Annotated in this window: 12 protein-coding genes and 1 tRNA gene; 10 read left to right on the forward strand and 3 right to left on the reverse strand. The window is 37.6% G+C overall.

Features of this window, described 5'->3' with window-relative positions:
* Positions 1-15: 15 nt before the first annotated feature.
* Positions 16-2730, reverse strand: a complete 2715-nt coding sequence (locus A6J77_RS08055; protein ID WP_083069763.1) for a cation-translocating P-type ATPase — start codon at positions 2728-2730, stop codon at positions 16-18.
* Positions 2731-3079: 349 nt separating this feature from the next.
* Here A6J77_RS08055 and A6J77_RS08060 point away from each other — a divergent pair, with 349 nt between their 5' ends.
* The 3 genes from A6J77_RS08060 to A6J77_RS08070 all read left to right on the forward strand — a co-directional run bounded on the left by A6J77_RS08060 (position 3080) and on the right by A6J77_RS08070 (position 7520).
* Positions 3080-5227, forward strand: a complete 2148-nt coding sequence (locus A6J77_RS08060) for a Tex family protein (protein ID WP_083069764.1) — start codon at positions 3080-3082, stop codon at positions 5225-5227.
* 361 nt (positions 5228-5588) lie between these two features.
* Positions 5589-6800: an ABC transporter substrate-binding protein gene (locus A6J77_RS08065; RefSeq protein WP_083069765.1), complete on the forward strand. Its 1212-nt coding sequence runs from the start codon at positions 5589-5591 to the stop codon at positions 6798-6800.
* A gap of 84 nt (positions 6801-6884) precedes the next feature.
* Positions 6885-7520 (forward strand): CBS domain-containing protein, encoded by a 636-nt coding sequence (locus A6J77_RS08070; protein WP_083069767.1) that lies wholly within the window; start codon positions 6885-6887, stop codon positions 7518-7520.
* A gap of 179 nt (positions 7521-7699) precedes the next feature.
* On the opposite strand, the gene A6J77_RS08075 is transcribed toward A6J77_RS08070, so the two are convergent.
* Together A6J77_RS08075 and A6J77_RS08080 are read right to left on the reverse strand one after the other, a co-directional pair.
* Positions 7700-7782, reverse strand: a tRNA-Leu gene (locus A6J77_RS08075).
* Between the two features lie 32 nt (positions 7783-7814).
* Entirely contained in the window at positions 7815-8789 is a 975-nt protein-coding gene (locus A6J77_RS08080; RefSeq protein ID WP_083069769.1) for a zinc ribbon domain-containing protein, read from the reverse strand.
* Between the two features lie 146 nt (positions 8790-8935).
* Here A6J77_RS08080 and A6J77_RS08085 point away from each other — a divergent pair, with 146 nt between their 5' ends.
* The 7 genes from A6J77_RS08085 to glgA all read left to right on the forward strand — a co-directional run bounded on the left by A6J77_RS08085 (position 8936) and on the right by glgA (position 17379).
* Complete coding sequence (locus A6J77_RS08085) at positions 8936-9229, forward strand: hypothetical protein (RefSeq protein ID WP_227645162.1); 294 nt, start codon at positions 8936-8938, stop codon at positions 9227-9229.
* Between the two features lie 253 nt (positions 9230-9482).
* Positions 9483-9857: a VOC family protein gene (locus tag A6J77_RS08090; RefSeq protein ID WP_083069771.1), complete on the forward strand. Its 375-nt coding sequence runs from the start codon at positions 9483-9485 to the stop codon at positions 9855-9857.
* 341 nt (positions 9858-10198) lie between these two features.
* Entirely contained in the window at positions 10199-11485 is a 1287-nt protein-coding gene (locus A6J77_RS08095) for an alkaline phosphatase family protein (RefSeq protein WP_083069773.1), read from the forward strand.
* A 96-nt stretch (positions 11486-11581) separates the two neighbouring features.
* Positions 11582-13477 (forward strand): 1,4-alpha-glucan branching protein GlgB, encoded by a 1896-nt coding sequence (gene glgB, locus A6J77_RS08100; RefSeq protein ID WP_227645199.1) that lies wholly within the window; start codon positions 11582-11584, stop codon positions 13475-13477.
* 102 nt (positions 13478-13579) lie between these two features.
* Positions 13580-14707 (forward strand): glucose-1-phosphate adenylyltransferase, encoded by a 1128-nt coding sequence (locus tag A6J77_RS08105; protein ID WP_083069777.1) that lies wholly within the window; start codon positions 13580-13582, stop codon positions 14705-14707.
* A gap of 1 nt (position 14708) precedes the next feature.
* Positions 14709-15908, forward strand: a complete 1200-nt coding sequence (gene glgD, locus A6J77_RS08110; protein WP_083069779.1) for a glucose-1-phosphate adenylyltransferase subunit GlgD — start codon at positions 14709-14711, stop codon at positions 15906-15908.
* Positions 15909-15942: 34 nt separating this feature from the next.
* Positions 15943-17379, forward strand: a complete 1437-nt coding sequence (gene glgA / locus A6J77_RS08115; protein WP_083069781.1) for a glycogen synthase GlgA — start codon at positions 15943-15945, stop codon at positions 17377-17379.
* The last annotated feature ends 35 nt before the right edge of the window (positions 17380-17414 follow it).

Raw genomic sequence — 17414 nt, forward strand, 5'->3', positions numbered from 1 at the left:
AAATAGATAAAATTGTTATTTGTTTAATTCAGACCCAGCATCAAATTTTTCGTCCCAACCAGTAGCACGGATAATAAATTTACCGATTTCTACGTAAAGTACTACAGAAGCAGCAGCTAATAGAATTACAGTCCACATTTCCATAGCCATTGGGTCACCTAACAAGTGAACAGTACCGAAGGCGTCGTTTAGACCTGGTATGAATACAGTAATTAACATCAATACTGTTGAAGCTAATACTGCGATGTTTAACCACTTATTGTCGAATGGATTTGAAGCGAATAGTGACTTGAATACTGACTTAGAGTTGTAAGCGTGGAACAACTGGATGAATGCTAATGTTAAGAAGGCCATAGCTTCTGCATCTTCCAACGGAACACCCATTTGGTAACGACCGTACCAGAATACAAATAATGTTGCAGCACCTTCATAGATACCTTGATAAATAATTGATGGTAATACACCATTTGATAATAAGTTACCAGAACGTCCACGAGGTTTGTGTTCCATTACATCAGATTCCGCTGCTTCAAGACCTAAAGCAATTGCAGGGAAGGTATCAGTTACTAAGTTGATCCATAAGATATGGATAGGTTCTAAGATTGTCCAACCAAGCATTGTTGCAACGAATAAAGTCATAACCTCACCCAAGTTAGCAGATAGTAAGAATTGAACTGCTTTTTGGATATTTGAGAATACTTTACGTCCCTCTTCGATTGCAGTGATGATTGTCGCGAAGTTGTCATCAGCAAGTACCATGTCAGAAGCACCTTTAGAAACTTCTGTACCAGTGATACCCATACCAATACCGATATCAGCTTGTTTCAAAGAAGGCGCGTCATTAACACCGTCACCAGTCATCGCAACAACTTTATCGTGTGATTGCCATGCAGATACGATACGAACTTTATGTTCAGGAGATACACGCGCGTAAACTGAATATTGTTCAACATTTGCTGCTAATTCTTCATCAGTCATTTCGTTTAAGTGTGCACCAGTTGTAACTGCTTCTTCTTGGCCTTCTTCAATGATACCTAAACGAGCTGCGATAGCTGCGGCGGTATCTTTGTGGTCACCAGTGATCATAACAGTACGGATACCCGCTTGTTTTGCAGTAGCGATAGAGTCTTTAGCTTCTGGACGCTCAGGGTCAATTTCCCCAACCATACCAGCGAAGATTAGATCATGCTCTAAAGTTTCTGTGTTGAATTCACCAGGTAAATCATCAATGTAACGGTAAGACATACCTAATACACGTAATGCTTGGATAGCCATACCGTGGTTAGCGTCTAATAATTCCTTACGAGCAGCTTCATCCAATGGTAAGATTTCGCCGTTATTCACGTAGTGTGTACATTTTTCAATAATAACATCAGGCGCCCCTTTAGTCATTGAAACGTATTTACCGTGTGATTGCTCTTCACCTAAAGTTTCGTGAACAGTAGTAGACATTTTACGATCTGAATCGAATGGTATTTCACCGACACGAGGTTGAACTTTGATTGTTTCACGAACATCGTAACCTTTGTCGAAACCGAATTGAATCATTGCAGTTTCAGTAGGGTCACCAGCTAATGAACCATCTTTAGCGATTGTAGAGTCATTGGCCATATTCATAACTCGGAAAACAGGTTCATTATGGTCAATGTCTTCAGATGCATCGTGTAATTCACCATTATAGTAAACTTTTTCGATAGTCATCTTGTTTTGAGTTAGGGTACCAGTTTTATCTGAACAGATAACTTCTGTACCACCAAGTGTCTCAACGGCTGGTAACTTACGTACTAAGGCACGACGGTCAGCCATTTTTTGAGTACCTAATGCAAGGATAATAGTTGAGATAGCAGGTAGACCTTCTGGAAGGGCAGCAACGGCAATTGAGATTGCTGTTAATAGCATTGTGATCCAGTCAAATCCACGTAATAAACCTAGGAAGAAAATAACAACGGCAATAATAACAATTGCGTAAGTTAGGAAACGAGTTAACCCGTTCATGTTTTCTTGTAATGGTGTTGTTTTACCTTCAGCGTTTTCTAACATCTCAGCGATGTTACCAACTTCAGTATCCATAGCAGTTGCAGTTACAATACCTTCACCACGACCGTATGTTACGTTAGTAGAAGAGAACCCCATATTTAAACGGTCACCGATACCAGCATCACCTTCAACAGTGGCAGTATCTTTAGTAACTGGTACAGATTCACCAGTTAAAGCAGCTTCTTCAATTTGTAATGAACTTGCTTTGAATAGACGTAAGTCGGCAGGAACAACGTCACCAGCTTCAAGGATTACAATATCACCAACAACGATATCTTTAGAATCGATTGATTTAACTTCGCCATCACGACGAACGTTTGCTTTAGGTGAAGACATATTCCTAAGAGAGTCAATAGCATCCTCAGCTTTATTTTCTTGAACAACACCCATGATTGCATTAATTAATACAACCGCAAGAATAATAATTGCATCTACTAATCCGTGAGTACCTTCTAAAATTAATGAAAGTGCTGCAGCGATTAATAAGATAATAATCATTAAATCTTTAAATTGATCCAAGAACTTTTGTAAGGTTGACTTGCGTTCCCCTTCTTTAATTTCGTTCGGTCCGTTCTTCTCTAATCGACTGGCAGCTTCAGCATCAGATAAACCTTCAATAGAAGAATTTAATGATGTGAAGACTTGATCAGCATCTTGAGTGAAGAAAGACTGATTGTTCTTTTCTTCTGACATTAATTATCTCTCCATCCTTTAAATTATTACCCCTAAAGCAAGATCCAGAGATTGTCTTTCAAAAAAAGACCTATGACTACCCCTCCAAGTAGAGAAGTAGCCATAAGTCTCATCTTTTAAGACGGCACCAGCAGATATCTGCCGTATATGTTGGCGCCGCCACGATACAATAATCGCTGATTACTCCCTCATGGAACTGTTTAAGTTAATATAATTATATTTTATTTAAGATAGAATTGCAATAATTAACTGAAATTAAAATGCGCAAAAAATGTCTAAATTTGTTGAATGGCAAAAGTACCATTTTTGGGGTATAATGATTGTTCGTGAAAAAAGAAAGGTGTTGAATATGAAGTCATCTTACATTCAAATTATTAACCAAAGCTTACCATTTAATAAAAAGCAAATTGAAAATGTATTGGAATTGCTAGAAGAGGGCAATACCGTACCTTTTATCGCTCGTTATCGTAAGGAAGTTACGCAGTCATTAGACGAGGTTCAAATTAGAGAAATTGAACATGCTTACCAATATACGAAACAATTAGAGGAAAGAAAATCATCAGTTCTTGCAAATATTGAAGAACAAGGAAAATTAACAGATGATCTTGCTAAAAAAATTAAACAAGCGACAATTTTACAAACGGTTGAAGACCTTTATGCGCCTTATAAACAAAAACGTCGTACAAAGGCAACCATTGCCAAAGAGAATGGTTTAGAAGATCTTGCCAAATGGTTATTTTCATCACCAACTACAGGTAATGTTCAAGCGGAAGCTGAAAAATTCTTAAATGACGAAATAAAAGACACTAAAATGGCCTTGGATGGGGCACACGAAATTATGGCTGAATGGATTGCAGAAGATGCAGATATTCGTCTATGGTTACGTAAATATACATTAAAAGAAGGTAAATTAACCAGTCTAAAACGTAAAAATGCGGAAGATGAAAAAGCTATCTTCGAAATATATTACGATTTTAGCCAAAATATCCAAAACGTGAAACCCTATCAGACATTAGCAATTAACCGGGCTGAAAAGTTGAAGATTCTAAATGTTTCTATTGAGGCAGACGAGTTTCCAATTATTGAACATTTAGTTCATCGCTTCATTAAAGGTCACCCAGTGTCAACTCGCGAAATCCAAGCGGCTATTCAAGATTCATTAGATCGTTTCTTAAAACCTTCTATTGAAAGAGAATTGCGTTCTAAATTAACCGAAACAGCTGAGCAACACGCTATTGCTACTTTTTCAACGAATTTGGGTAACTTGTTAATGCAACCACCATTGAAGGGACGCGTTGTTTTAGGTTTAGACCCAGCCTTTAGAACAGGTTGTAAGTTAGCTGTAGTGGATGCCACAGGTAAAGTTTTGGCTAAAGATGTGATTTATCCGCATGCACCAGTCAATAAAAAAGCTGAAGCCAGCAAAAAATTCAATGAATTAATCAAAACTTACCAGGTAGAAATGGTTGCGATTGGTAACGGAACAGCAAGTCGTGAGTCTGAACAATTTGTTGCTGAACAAATCCAAGATAATGACTTAGACTTGGTTTATAGCATTGTTAATGAAGCTGGTGCTTCAGTTTATTCAGCTAGTAAAATTGCCCGCGAAGAATTCCCTGACTATAACGTTGAAGAACGTTCAGCCGTATCTATCGCGCGTCGCTTGCAAGACCCATTAGCTGAATTGGTAAAAATTGAACCTAAAGCCATCGGTGTAGGTCAGTACCAGCATGATGTGTCTCAAAAAGAACTTGCTGAAAGCTTAGATTTCACTGTTGAAACTGTGGTTAACCGGGTTGGAGTCAACTTAAATACAGCTTCTGCTTCATTATTGAGCCATGTTGCTGGCTTATCGATGGCAGTTGCTAAAAATGTCGTTGAGTACCGAAATGAAAATGGTGTCTTTACTGATCGCAAGCAATTAGGTAAGGTAAAGCGTTTAGGACCTAAAACTTATGAACAAGCAGTTGGTTTCATCCGTATTACAGGGGGCGACAACATTTTAGACAATACAGGTATTCACCCTGAAAATTATAAGGAAGTTAAGGCAATTCTGAAAGACTTAGGTATTTCTTTAGAAGAACTTCAAAGTGAAGAAGTCAGAAAAAAAATTGCCAATTTCAATTTAGATGCCTTATCTCAATCATATGGTATTGGTAAAGAAACCTTAGTAGATATTCAAAAATCACTACTCACACCAGGGCGTGACCCACGTGAAGACGTTGCTGCGCCAATTTTAAGATCTGATGTTCTTTCATTGAAAGATTTAAAAGTAGGGATGAAATTACAAGGTACAGTGCGTAATGTTGTTGATTTTGGTGCCTTTGTCGATGTTGGTGTTAAACAAGATGGTTTGGTTCATATTTCGAGAATGTCTACAAAATTCATAAGTAATCCAAGTGATATCGCTTCTGTAGGTGATATTGTTGAAGTTTGGGTATCTGAAGTAGACGAGAAAAAAGGTCGCATCGGTTTAAGCATGCTTGAAATTAAATAAATTTCCATAAATTATAAAATAATTAAAATTAAATTAAAAAACTCTTGATTATTCTATTTTATTTGTTATATTTAAATTAACTTAAAGAGAGGAAGGTAGAAATGATGATGATTGTACATTTAAATATGCAAGCGGAATTTGTTTCTGCTTTCCCACATCAAAATTTATTATTATTATTAGCTAACTGAGGATTCTACCATATATTGTAGAGTCCTATTTCTCGTGAGATACGGGCTCTTAGCTAAGACGCCGGCCCGTTTGAACGGGTCGGCGTTTTTTATTTAGCTATGTTGTTGTATGTGGCTCTTGGGTTATGTTTGGGTTGTAGACAATATTTACAAATAGATGGGAGAAATATTTTATGAAAAATATGAAATTTACTAAAATGCTAACAACTATCTTTGCGGCTTCTATTATAGTAGCTGGTTGCTCACAAGTAACTACTGCCACTTCTAATAATTCAAATTCGTCATCCTCTTCAGAGGTGTCAACTAGCGATTCCGATACGGTAAATATTGGTGGACTTTGGGAACTAACTGGTGCTACTGCGGCATATGGTGTGGTCCAAGATAATGCTGTCCAATTGGCCGTTGAACAACGGAATGAAGAAGGCGGGATTGATGGAAAAGAAGTGAGCTATCAATCATACGACAATCAAGGTACACCAGAAGAAGCTGCTACAGGTATGACTTATTTAATTGAGCAAGGCAATTCAGTCGTCCTTGGACCGGCTACAGCGGCCTTAACTTTTGCTACCCAACCAGTGGCTGAAAATGCGCAAGTGCCATTTGTATCCGCAACGACAACAGTAGATAATGCAACCATTAACTCAGAAACGGGTGAGGTTTGGGAATACTTCTACCGGACAAGTTTTGAAATTTCTTTCCAAGGTGCTGCTATCGCTAAGTTTGCCAACCAAAATGGTTACGAAACTGCCGCTGTATTGAAAGATAACTCGACTGATTATGGTCAAAACCTAACAGATATCTTTGTTGAAAACTTTGACGGTGACGTGATTATTGATGAATCATATATTTCTGGTGATACAGACTTCAGCTCAGTCCTAACAAATGTTAAATCTCAAAATCCTGATGTAATCTTTATTGCAGGTTACTACCAAGAAGCTGGTCCAATCATAAAACAAGCCAGAGAAATGGGTATCGATATTGCGATTGTTGGTCCTAATGGTTTGGGTAACCAAAATATTGTCGAACTAGCAGGTGCTGAAAATATGAGCAATGTCTATTACGTAGCCCATTTCGTATATGCAGAAGATGCTGAAAAAGATGTCCAAGACTTCTATAATGCCTATGTTGAAAAATTCGGTACTGAACCGGATATGTTCTCTGCAGTAGCATATGACGCTGCAAATATGGTAATGGACGCGATTGATGCAGCCGATTCTACAGAACCAACAGCCGTCAAAGACGCTATTGGCGCAACGGAAGAATTTGAAGGTATCGCTTATGATATTACCTTCGATGAAGAGCATAACGTATCTGCACCGGCTTATATTCAAGAAGTAGTTAACGGTGAACCAACCGAAAATGTTACAGTAATTCAACCAGAATAAGGTGAAAAATCTGTATTTTACTCAAGTAAATGATAAAATACATGTAAACACTTAAAAACTATTGATAAATAGGGAGGGTTCTTCATGAAAATCAAACAATATATGAGTAAAGATGTGATCACTGTTTCACCGGAGACTTCTGTAACAGAAGCTGTGGCTAAAATGGAAAGTCACCAGATTCATAATCTGCCAGTTACAAGGAAAGGTCAATTTGTTGGGTTAATTACACAAGACATTATTGATGCAAAATCTGCTTCAGACGCGACAAGTCTAAGTGTTTACGAATTAAACTACATTCTTTCTCAAGCTGATGTTGAAAAATTCATGGACAAGAAAGTAGCAACTGCCACTACTGAGTGGATGGTAGAAGAAGCAGCGGAATATATGCGTGCGAATAACCTACGCGTTTTACCAATTGTTGATGAAAATAAAACAGTTCAAGGGATCGTAACTTATAAAGATATCTTCAAAGCCTTAATTGACTTATCTGGTTATACACCAGGTGATAAAGGTAGCCGTATCGTCGTAAAAGTTGTCGAAGATAGAGTAGGGGTCCTTTCAGAAATTACTAAAGTCCTTGCTGACGCGAGTGTAAGTGTATCGCATATCTTTGTGAATGACGAAGATGGTATTGAAATTACAATTCAAGTTCATACTGGTCAAGGTGACAATGCTAAAGCAGCTATTGAAACTGCTGGTTATGAAGTTGTCACACTATAATGTTATATAGAAGAAAAGTGGTTCAGATATAACATCTGGACCGCTTTTTGTATAACTTAAGTCGGCATTTTTTCGACAATATTCCTCTTATTCAGTAGGTTTTTTCAACCAAAAAAACAGCCAAAATCCTTTTAAATTAGGGTTTTTGACTGTTTTTTTTATTCATTAAAAAGTACATATGCGGCTAACAAGATTTGAACTTGCACGAGAATACTCTCACTGCCCCCTCAAGGCAGCGCGTCTGCCGTTCCGCCATAGCCGCGAATCTAGACTTCTAATGAAGTCTAGTGAAAATTAATAGATTAAACCAACTAAGAAAATGACTGCTAAGAAGAATAGTAGTAAAACACCCAAAATACTATAGAAGGCTTTTGATTTGTTGACATTACCTGATTGCAAGAAATGTATCGTCATGGTAATGATCAATAAAGCAATTTGCATTAAAGTCAATAATAGCACAAAAATCATAAAAATCAATGGCGCTAGTAATGAGCTTAAGAAACAAACGATAGCGACAATTACTGAGATACTATTCATACCAAAGAAATGGGTCAGCCATACATTGTTACTCATTTTTTCGGATTCATTATTCCGATTGAACAGGTGAATCATTGCTGGTAATAACCACAGGCTAATAATGAGAAAGACGAATGTTTTCAAACCAAAGCGCCAAGCAACAAATTCGAAATTCAAGTTTGGTAAGACAGATAAATCAGCAAACCATTCGTAATGAGAAACGAGGTAATTTGCAAGGGAAGTAATAGATACAGTATTTAAGATTGCAAGTAGCAATAAGCTTGTGATACCGTGGTTTGGATTCTTATTTAATTCGTTAGTGGTAGGTGATTGTATTGGTTTTTTGATATAAGACAAAAGATAAGCTATGTAAGAAGTGAGACGGTTGCCATCTTGTTTGTTTTGACGGCGACTAGGGCCACCATTATCAGTAGCTTTTGTCTTTTTATTGTTTTTGCCAAAAGAAAATAATGGCTTCTTAGCTTTCTTCTCGTCTTTATTATCATCTTTGCTATCATAAGAGTCGGTATTGTCACCCGCATAAGCTGCGTTTTGAATTGTAGAGGTTTGGTGCTCTTTATAAGCCTCAAATTGGTCGTCTTTATCATATATTGTATCCGCATATGAAGCTGCGGGAATATCAATCGTATCATGAAAGTCGTCATCCGGGTCACGATGGGTAAAAATATAGTCACAATTTGGACAAATTTTTGTATCTGTTGGAATTGTCGACTGACAGTTTGGACATATCATAGTTATTGTTGCTCCTCATCTTTTCATCACAATTTCCCTAACATTTACGGGTTTAAAAGTGTGATTTACTTCAATCCATGATAGCATAGTTTTATAGAGGACAGTACAATTACCAATAATTTTAATGTTTTTTAAGGAGTAAAAATATGACCTATCAACAAAAAACTTTACCAACAAAAGTTGATCCCAAAGAACATATAGAAGCATTCGATGTGTCGAAAACAAAAGCAGAAGATGGGTTGAAGCTATTGAAGATTTTCACCGAAAAAACAGAGGCAGAACCGATTATGTCGGGGCCATCGATCATAGGCTATGGTATTTATGAATATACGACTACTTCTGGCGTCGAAGGCGTTTGGCCAATGACTGGATTTTCGATCCAAAAAGCACGATTTTCCCTATACCAAAATTTGACCAGGAAATCTCGCAAAAATTCTTAGATAGAATTGGTAAGTATAAGGCCGGTGTTTCTTGTGTTTATATCAATAAATTAGCTGATATTGATGAAGGTGTGTTGAGAGAATTTATCCGCGAAGGATTTCAATATATGCAAAGTCTCTTCAAGACAATCGATAGAATATAAAAGTATTTGCATTTTTTTATCTTAAATAGGATATTTCGTTTAACCTTTTAAACTATCTTTGATAGAATACAACTATATAATAAAAAAAAGTTGAAATGGAGATGGAATCAATGAAAATGGCACATACTTGTTATCGTGTAAAAGACTTAGAAGCTTCAAAAGCATTCTATAAAGAAGCATTTGGTTTTGAAATTGCAGAAGAAAAAGATTTTCCAGAACACGAATTTACATTGACTTATTTATCATTACCAGGTGATGATTATGAGTTAGAGTTGACTTATAACTACGGTTCAGAGGCTTATGATTTAGGAAATGGCTATGGTCATATTGCGATTGCTGTAGAAGATTTAGAAGCGCTTCATGCATCGCAAAGCGAAAAAGGTTTGGATATTACTGACCTTAAACAATTACCAGGGGATACTGAACCAAGATACTTCTTTGTGACTGATCCAGATGGCTACAAAATTGAAGTGATTCGGTTATAGTAAAAAATGCAAGATCTTTAATGATTAAAGCTTTATCCGACAAAAAAGGATTGTTTTCTAAGTGATTTCATGTTATAATTTCAATATGCGATGAGGCGACACGCACAGCATATTGTAAGACTGTGCATGTAGTTAAAGAAAGTACACGATGAAAATCACCACGGGAAGTGGGTACTTGGTCAAAAGCTGATGTGAACGGCTTAGACCCTAGTCTTGGAAAGCGAGGACATTTTTGTTCTCGCTTTTTTATTTATCTAAAAATGAAAGCTTTTTCATACCACTAAGATTAAATTTTAAGTTATAATAGAGAATATAGCAATAATATCTGGGGGATTTGATTAATGCCAAGTAAGAAGTTAGTCATAGTAAGTTTAGATGCTTTTGGAACGGAGGATTTAGCTTATGCCTTAACGCTGCCAAACTTCAAGAAATTCCGTCAAGAAGCAGCTTTAGTAGAGGCAGTTGAATCTGTTTACCCATCACTAACCTATATGTGTCATACCTCAATTGTGACTGGTCAATACCCCAAAGATCACGGCATTATAAACAATACACTCTTACAACCCAACCGAATTTCTCCTGATTGGCATTGGTATACTAAATATATTAAAACACCAACCTTATTCGATATCGCGAGTGAAAATGATTTGAGTGTCTCAACAATCCTTTGGCCTGTTACCGGTAAAAGTAGATCAATAGATTATAATATTGCAGAAATTTTTGCAAACCGAAAATGGCTCTCTCAAGTTGCAGTATCCCTATTGGCATCATCACCTAAATACCTCATTGAAAAGAATCATAAATTTGGTTATTTACGGTCAGGGATCAAACAACCAGAATTAGACGACTTTGTAACGGCAGTAGCAGTAGACACTATTATGAATGAACAACCAGATGTGATGGCAATCCACCTTGTTGACCTTGATTCTACTCGACATGGTTTTGGCGTGAAATCACCTGAATCTAAAGCGGCCATTGAGCGAATGGACGCACATTTAGGTCAATTGTTCCATGCGATTGAGACAACGCCAGCCTATAAAGAAGCCCATATTGTCTTATTAGGTGATCATTATCAAATTGATACCCAAGTCGTTATTCGACCGAATCATCTATTTATAGAAGCTGGGTTAATTCAGACGAAGGCACAAAATAAAATCCAAGATTATAAAGTCTACGCAAAAGGGGCGGACGGCTCTTGCTATATCTATGTGAAAGATCATAATCCACTCACAATGGCACAACTTAAAGAACTCCTGGCACCTTTAAAACCTTACATCGAAACCATTTATAATCGGGAGGAAGCGGCTGCTTTAGGTGCAGACCCTGAATGTTTTGCCTTAATCGAAGCAAGTGAAGATTATTACTTTGAAAGTGACATTGAACGACCAATCATTGAAGATACCAATAAACATATTCCAGGCATCAAGCTATTAAAAGCGAGTCACGGCTATAGTCCTAAAAAAGAAAACTATACGACAATGTTTATGGCAAAAGGACCTAAGATTAAAGCTGGTGTAACTTTAGCCAGTGGGCGCTTGGTAGATGAAGGCCCAACAATGCTAGCAATGTTAGATTTAGCATTTAAAACGCCAGTAGAAGGAAAAGTGTTAGGTCAGATTTTTAAATAGCAAATAATATTATTTGCTATAAATAGGGAGGAAATCATTTTGTCTAAAGAAAAAGAAGCATTCCCATCAATCCAAGGTAGAAGCTTGTTCGATGAAATGTATTACTTTAATATTGGCCATCATTATGAGGCTTTTAAATTCCTAGGAGCTAAGAAACAAGTTATTAATGACCAAGAAGGCTACCAGTTTACTGTATGGGCACCGAATGCCAAGTGTGTTTACTTGGAAGGTGATTTTTCCGATTGGGCAGAAGTGCAAATGGATAAGGTTGCGGATACTGGTGCATGGACTGTTTTTATGCAAGATGCAAAAGAATGGGACATTTATAAATTTGTTATTGAAGATCAAGATGGCATTAAACGAGAAAAGCAAGATCCCTTTGCCTTTGCTGGTGAAGTTCCACCAAAGAACGCCTCTGTGATACAAGATATTCCAACTTACGAGTGGCACGATCAAGAATGGATCAAACAAAGACAGCAATCAAATATGTTTGCTAGCCCAATAAATATTTATGAAGTGCACATGTCATCTTGGAATAGACATGAAGATGGTTCGGCCTATACTTTTGCTGACCTAGAAGCAGAATTGATTCCTTACGTTAAAAAAATGGGCTATACCCATATTGAATTTATGCCTTTAATGGAACACCCATTAGAAGCCTCTTGGGGTTATCAAATTTCGGGTTACTTCTCTATTGCCGGTCGTTTTGGTCATGATTTTGGGCCATTAATGTCCTTCGTAGATGCCTGCCATCAGGTAGGTATCGGGGTCATCGTTGACTGGGTACCAGGTCACTTTGTGGTGAACGATGATGCTTTGGCCAATTATGATGGCACAGCAACTTTTGAATATCAAGATCCTAATCGTGCTGAAAATGTTAGATGGGGGACTAAAAACTTCGATTTAGGGCGTAAGCAAGTCCAGTCATTCTTGATCTCCAGTGCCGTATTTTGGCTCGAAACTTTCCATTTTGATGGTATACGGGTTGATGCAGTTTCAAATATGTTGTATTTGGATTATGACATTGGACCTTGGATGCCGAATAAATACGGCCATAACGTTAATCTAGAAGGGCTTGAATTTTTACGGAAACTCAATACAGAAATTCTTCTCAGAGACCCATCTTACTTAATGATTGCTGAAGAATCTACCGCTTGGAGCGGAGTAACGAAACCGACTAGCCTAGGTGGTCTAGGATTTAATTTTAAATGGAATATGGGTTGGATGAATGACACCTTGAAATTCTTCGGGATTGATGCCTTCAGTAGAAGCTATAATTACAAGTTAATCAATTTCACTTTCATGTACATGCATGATGAGAATTTTGTTTTACCTTTCTCACACGATGAAGTTGTACACGGTAAGCGTTCATTACTAGGCAAGATGCCGAATCATAACCGCTATGAGATGTTTGCGAACTTGCGTGTCCTTGAAGGTTACCGGCTACTATATCCTGGTAAAAAATTATCCTTCATGGGTAATGAAATCGGGCAATTCTTAGAATGGCGTTTCTATGAAGGGTTGGAATGGTCATCTCTAGAACGAGAGTACAATACTGAATTCCAATCTTACGTTGCTGAATTGAACCAGCTTTATAAAGAGACGCCTGCACTTCACGAGCAAGATAACCAAAAAGCTGGTATTACAATTATTGAAGCTGATGATGATCAAGAAACCACCTTATCATTTATCCGTCATGGTAAAGCAGCGGATGCCTTGTTAGTATGTGCCTTCAATTTCACGCCTGCTGAACGTAGTCACTACCGAATAGGTGTACCGTATGCAGGTACTTATCAAGTGGTCTTAAATAGTGAGATGAAGACATTTGGTGGTAATTGGGTGAGTCAAACCACAAACTTTGAAACAGTGGCGGTTCCACATAAAGGCCAACCATATTCACTAGAAATCAATCTGCCATCTCTAGCAGCAATAGCCTTTGAACCAGTAAATATTAAACTAACGCCTGAAACAACAAGAAATAAAAACCATTAAAGGGTTGGTCTGTTACTACATTTTCGTTGAAATGTCATGATCCCATCATATTTAGGTGGGTGCCTTATGTAAAAAGGGGGAAGGGAGTTTAACTCCGCTACTATGTTAAATAATGAAATGATCGCTATGATTCTTGCCGGTGGTAAAGGTACTCGCTTAGGAAAGTTAACAAAAAGTATTGCTAAACCAGCTGTTCCTTTTGGTGGTAAATATCGAATTATTGATTTTACCTTGAGTAACTGTATGAATTCAGGGATTACAACTGTGGGTGTCGTGACACAATATGAGCCGATGATTTTGAATGACCACATTGGGAATGGTGATTCTTGGGACTTAGATACACGCGATGGTGGTGCCTTCGTATTACAACCTTATTCTTCTAGTGATGGAGAAAAATGGTTTAATGGTACGGCGAATGCCATTTATCAAAATGTGTCTTTTATTGATAGTAAAAATCCAGAATATGTATTAATTCTTTCAGGAGACCATATTTATAAAATGGACTATGCACCGATGTTAGCAGCGCATAAGGCAAATGACGCCGATTGTACTGTTGCCGTTAAACCAGTACCTATGAATGAGGCGTCTCGCTTTGGTATCATGAACACAGATGACGAAGGAAAAATCGTTGAGTTTGAAGAAAAACCGGAAAATCCAAAGAGTAACTTAGCTTCAATGGGGATTTACATTTTTACATGGGACAAATTACGTGAATACCTAACGCAAGACCCAGAAGGCATGGAAGACTTTGGTCAAAATGTTATTCCTGCTTATTTAAACAATGATGAAAAATTGTTTGCTTATTCATTCGATGGTTACTGGAAAGATGTAGGTACAATCGACTCATTATGGGAAGCAAATATGGAAGTGCTTGATCAAGAACATCCATTACAAATCCGAGACAAAGGTTGGCCAATTTTCTCAAGAAATACGGTGACCACACCACAATTCTTATCGACGGAATCTGTAGTTGAAAATGCCATGATTTGTGATGGTTGTATTATCCGTGGCAGTATTAAAAACTCAATCCTTTCTCCAAATGTATTAGTTGGGAAAGATTCGACTATTGCCAACTCAATCATTATGAAGGGATCAAGTATTGGTGAAAGTGTCAAAATTGAATATGCGATTTTAGGTGAGGATGCCGTTGTTTCTGATGGGTCAGAAATCATTGGTACCCCTGATAGTATCACTGTCATTGGTTATGAAGAAGTAGTTGGAGGTAATTAATATGGTTAAAAATAGAGTTACAGCTATCTTAAATTTGAATGAATCGATAACTGATTTAATGCCTTTAACAGACAATAGACCAATTGCCAACCTACCATTCACTTGTCGTTACCGTATCTTAGATTTCTATTTATCAAGTTTATCGCACGCAGGTGTACGTTCTGTCGCTTTATTTATGGCTGAAACTGGTCGTTCTGTATATGACCATATCCGCTCAGGTAAAGCCTGGAACTTTGATAATTACACAGGTGGGATTTTTACCTTCTCACAAATGAACCATAAACGTGCTTTATATGAAGCAGCGAGTCGTAAAGGCCCATTCTATGATGACCATCACTTATTTATCGAACGGTCAAATGCAGAGTATGTATTTGTTTCAGGTGCCAAAATAGTAGCTAATGTCCATCTAGATGAAGTCATTGAAAAATTTGATGGTTGTGATGCTGATATCATTCGTGTTTACGCTGAAGTTCCGCGCGAACTGATTGAATACCATCCAAATGAATACATCATACATTTAGATGACGACCAAAATGTTGAGCGCCTCTCTAAAGAAGGGATTACACCAATTTCTCAAGCAACTATTAATTACGATATGAACATGGCACTGGTTCGAACAGACAAGTTGCTTGAAATGATTGACCGTGCTGAAGAAAATAACTACTACAAAGAGTTAGATGACGTTGTCATTGAATACATGGATGACTATAAAACAGTTGGTTACCTTTATGAAGGATACGTTGGTAACGTAGATTCTGTAAAATCTTACTATGATGTAAGCATGCAAATGCTAAATGGTGAATACTTTACCCAGTTATTCCAAGGCGATCAACCGATCATTACAAAAGCACATAATGGTTCGCCAACTTATTATGGTAGCCATGCAGATGTGATTAATGCACAAATCGGTACAGGTTGCCAAATTTATGGTGAAGTGGAACATTCTCATATCTTCCGTAACGTGGAAGTGGCGCCAAATGCTAAGGTAGAAGATTCTATCATTTTCCAAAGTGCGAAGATTGGTAAGGGTGCAAGCGTAAAATATGCAATTTTAGACAAAAAAGTTGAGGTAGCGCCAGGTGCAGTAATCACTGGAACACCGGAGGAACCTGTTGTGATTCCAAAAGGGACCTATGTCGCTGCATCAGATGAAACATTCCAACATCAAGCCTATAAGTTTAAAAAGGTCAAAGGATTTTAAATGGTAGATAAAGAGATGAGAGAAAGGTGACCATATGAAAGTTTTATTTGTTGCCGCTGAGGGTGCGCCGTTCTTCAAAACGGGTGGGCTTGGTGATGTTGCCTATGCCTTGCCAAAGGAATTGCGCAAACAAGGTGTTGACATCAGAGTAGTGTTGCCGTATTACACGCAAATGCCTGAAAGATTCAAGGAGCAACTGATTGAAATTACCCATTTTAGAGTTGAATTAGGTTATAAATCAGCCTATGTTGGGGTAAAGACGCTAACACTTGATAGCGTTCAGTATTACTTTATTGATAATTTAGCGTATTTTGACCGGGATCAATTGTACGGCCAAAATGACGACGGTGAACGGTTTGGATTTTTTGATATCGCAGTGATTGAAATGATGGAAAAAGTGGATTTTATACCAGATATCATTCATGTAAATGACTGGCAAACAGCGATGATTCCTGCCTTATTAGTGGATCGATACCATTGGGTAGATAGCTATCAAAATATCCGCAAAGTATTAACTATCCATAACATTCGTTTCCAAGGTTGGCAAAATGAATCTGTCTTAAAAGAGATTTTTAACACCACCTATGCCTTATACCATGAAAACGGGGTTAAAAAGGAAGGTCAAGTGAACTATCTTAAGGGCGGTATTAATTTCTCTGACAAGGTAACAACAGTTAGTCCGAATTACGCCCGCGAAATTCAGACACCTGAATTTGGTGAAAAACTAGATGGTGAATTACGTTATAACGCTTGGAAGTTATCAGGCATTATTAATGGGATAGATTATGAACAAAACAATCCAGAAACGGATCCTTATTTAGTTGAAAATTATGATGCATCAACAGTTCAAACGGGTAAAGTAGCCAATAAACAGGCCTTACAGGAACGAGTTGGCCTAAGTGTAGACCCGGATGTTGCTTTACTTGGTGTAGTTACGAGGTTAACTGATCAAAAGGGTATGCAGTTGTTACAAGAAAAAGCTGAGTATCTACTCACAAATTTCAATATTCAAATTGTTGTGTTGGGTACCGGTGATGAGGCGTTTGAAAACTCATTCCGTTATTTTGAATGGAAGTATCCCGGGGAATTCTGCGCATATATAGATTTTGATGTCGAATTAGCTCAACAAATTTATGCAGGTTCTGATATGTTCTTGATGCCTAGTGCATTTGAACCGTGTGGTTTATCTCAAATGATTGCCATGCGTTACGGTACTTTACCAATTGTCCACGAAACTGGTGGCTTATCAGATACCGTTCAACCATACAATCAATATACTGGTGAAGGTAACGGCTTCTCATTTAACATCTTTAGTGGGGATGTTTTCGCTCATATTATCCAATATGCCTTGGATATTTACGAAAACCAACCGGATGTATGGTTACAATTGATTCACCAAGCCATGGCGACAAACTTTAGCTGGACTGAACCGGCTAAGGAGTATATCCGTTTATATGAAGACTTGTTATAATTTTGGAAAATGATTTAAGCTTGCTAGCCAATTAT

The organism is Aerococcus viridans (genome assembly GCF_002083135.2).
In the GTDB taxonomy this organism is placed as follows: domain Bacteria; phylum Bacillota; class Bacilli; order Lactobacillales; family Aerococcaceae; genus Aerococcus; species Aerococcus viridans_C.

Coding starts and splice junctions, on each gene's coding strand:
- glgB (WP_227645199.1), top strand. CDS start 11,582: ATGTATTACTTTAATATTGGCCATCATTATGAGGCTTTTAAATTCCTA.
- A6J77_RS08055 (WP_083069763.1), bottom strand. CDS start 2,730: ATGTCAGAAGAAAAGAACAATCAGTCTTTCTTCACTCAAGATGCTGAT.
- A6J77_RS08095 (WP_083069773.1), top strand. CDS start 10,199: ATGCCAAGTAAGAAGTTAGTCATAGTAAGTTTAGATGCTTTTGGAACG.
- A6J77_RS08105 (WP_083069777.1), top strand. CDS start 13,580: ATGTTAAATAATGAAATGATCGCTATGATTCTTGCCGGTGGTAAAGGT.
- A6J77_RS08080 (WP_083069769.1), bottom strand. CDS start 8,789: ATGATATGTCCAAACTGTCAGTCGACAATTCCAACAGATACAAAAATT.
- glgD (WP_083069779.1), top strand. CDS start 14,709: ATGGTTAAAAATAGAGTTACAGCTATCTTAAATTTGAATGAATCGATA.
- A6J77_RS08090 (WP_083069771.1), top strand. CDS start 9,483: ATGAAAATGGCACATACTTGTTATCGTGTAAAAGACTTAGAAGCTTCA.
- A6J77_RS08070 (WP_083069767.1), top strand. CDS start 6,885: ATGAAAATCAAACAATATATGAGTAAAGATGTGATCACTGTTTCACCG.
- glgA (WP_083069781.1), top strand. CDS start 15,943: ATGAAAGTTTTATTTGTTGCCGCTGAGGGTGCGCCGTTCTTCAAAACG.
- A6J77_RS08085 (WP_227645162.1), top strand. CDS start 8,936: ATGACCTATCAACAAAAAACTTTACCAACAAAAGTTGATCCCAAAGAA.
- A6J77_RS08060 (WP_083069764.1), top strand. CDS start 3,080: ATGAAGTCATCTTACATTCAAATTATTAACCAAAGCTTACCATTTAAT.
- A6J77_RS08065 (WP_083069765.1), top strand. CDS start 5,589: ATGAAAAATATGAAATTTACTAAAATGCTAACAACTATCTTTGCGGCT.